The organism is Longimicrobiaceae bacterium (assembly GCA_035696245.1).
Classification (GTDB): Bacteria; Gemmatimonadota; Gemmatimonadetes; order Longimicrobiales; family Longimicrobiaceae; genus DASRQW01.
On the sequence record DASRQW010000011.1, the window covers coordinates 1 to 2,115 of the forward strand.

Annotated in this window: 2 protein-coding genes; both read right to left on the bottom strand. The window is 71.6% G+C overall.

The genetic code is table 11. The features are described 5' to 3' along the window. Positions 1-716, bottom strand: a 716-nt coding sequence (locus VFE05_00350) for an alginate lyase family protein (protein ID HET6228491.1), incomplete at its 3' end; no start/stop codon positions are given. Positions 717-812: 96 nt separating this feature from the next. After that, positions 813-2,115: alginate lyase family protein (locus VFE05_00355; GenBank protein HET6228492.1), on the bottom strand; the 1,303-nt coding region annotated here is incomplete at its 5' end.

A 2,115-nucleotide genomic window follows, 5' to 3' on the forward strand; every position in this document is an offset into this window, starting at 1 on the left:
AGCTGGCGGAGGAAGCCGCCCGTGCGGTCGCGCGTCGTCCCGTACAGCGCGCGGTTGACGTAGCTCGTGTCGCCCATCGCGTAGCCGATCATCCCCACCGCCGCCACCGCCCAGGTGCCGTGGTTGTGGATGCGGTCGAACTCCTTGGCCTGGTTCACCGAGAGCCAGTCGGCCATGGGATGGAAGACGTTGCGCTCGTACCGCGCGCGCTGCTCGGGCGTGAGGAAGTCGTAGACGCAGTCGTACGCGATGGCGGCGCCCACCAGCCAGTTCGCCTCGTTCAGCGACTGGTGGAAGAGCTTGCCGGGCGCCTGGTCGTGCGCCAGGGGATGCGCGGGCAGCGTGGGATAGAGAACGGCGTACTTGTCCAGCATGTCACGGACGAAGCGGGCGTACTTCTCGTCTCCCGTGATCTGGTAGAGCTGCCCGGCGAGCTGCATCTCGCGGTAGTTCTGCTTGTGGCGCTCGTGCGCGTAGCCGCCCGCCTCGCCCGGCTGCGGCGTGTCGATGGGCTTCGCGATGGCGGCGTCCACCACCTGCCGCGCGTCGGCCAGCGAGCGGTCGAGAAGGGGATACCGCCCGGCGGACGCGCGGATCTCCGCCGCCTCCTGCCGGGTGAGGAAGAGGCTGGGGTGCTGCCGCGCCTGCGCCCCGGCCGGCCGGGCGAGCATGCCCAGCGCGGCGGCGGAAGCCAGGAGACGTGCGATGCGTGCCATTCGTTCTCTCTGCGGTCGTGAACGATTCTGCCGCATCTCCACTCGTCGGACGTCGTCGTGTGGACGCCGTCGGATGAAGGAGATGCGCGGTGTGGATTACCGTCCCGCGGCGGGGTCCGGGTACAGCAAGGCCGAGCGGTCGCGTGCGACGTCGGCGGACGGCAGCTTGGCGATGTAGGCGCCGAGGCTCGGGTCGCCGATCGCGGTCCGGCCGCGGCGGAGATGGATGAGCAGCGTCTCGACCGGATCGACGCCCGTGATCTGGTCGCCCGGCCACTTGAGCGACGCGTCCACGTACGGCGCGAGGTGGCCGATGGCGCGGGCGAGGCTGCCGCCCTGCGGCGCCTGGTAGTGCCACAGGTCCACGCCCACGTGCCGCCCCATCTCGGCCAGGCGGGAGAGGGCCTCGACGTTGAAGGCGCTGTAGTGCAGCGAGCGGGTGCGCTCCATCTCGATGGGCTGCGTGCCATCCGCCGTGATCTGCCAGCCGATTTGCTCGCGGGCGCCGGACGCGATCTGCCGCGCGAGCGCCGTGTCGCCGGTGAAGAGGGCGAGCTCGCCCGTCTGCGCGGCGTACCACGAGCCGTGGTTGTTGCGGGCCGCGCGCTCGTGCTGCCCGTTGGGGCTGTCCCGCAGCCACTTGAGGTACGCGGCGAACCAGTCGTGCATCCCCCGCTGGTCCGCATCCGTCCACGCGCGCGAGCCTTCCAGCAGGCCGATGGCGTCGGCCGTCTCGATGAACCAGCGCGTGTCCACGATGCCGCTTCCCCGCTCCGCCGGGTTCCCGCGCACCGCCTGGGCGAAGCGGAGATGCGGGTTCATCCGCGTCGCCGGGTCCAGGAACCACGCGCGGACCTGGCGCGCGGCGCGCTCAGCGTACGCCTCGTTGCCGCTCAGGTAATACGCGAGCGCCAGCGTGCTCACGTTGTCGCCCATCGCCGCCACGCGCGGCTGGTCGAGGTCCTGCTTGCTCTCGGGGTTCGTCTCCCCGTCGCGGCGGATGTACGGCAGGCCGTCCGGCTTGCTCGGGTCGGGCCACCAGTACGGGCTCAGCGAGTAGTAGTCGTGCCGGTCGCCGCTGGGGGGCAGCAGCGTGTGCTTGTCGGTGACGGCCACGATGGGCGCCTGCATCGCCTTGTCCGCATCCTTCAGCAGCTTTTCGTACGCCGGGCGCACGGACGCGTCCGAAGATGCGATGCGCGCCTTGGCCTGGCGCAGCGCCTCCGGGCGCAGGGCGAAGACGCGCGGAGACGGGACGGCGGATACGGAAACTGCCGGGCGCACCTGGGCGCACGCGGCGCCCGAGGCGAGCGAGACGGCCAGCGGGAGCGCGGCGAGCCACGCGGCGGAACGGGTTCGGGGCATCGGGGTGTGGTCTGCCAGGGCACGGGGAGCGGCG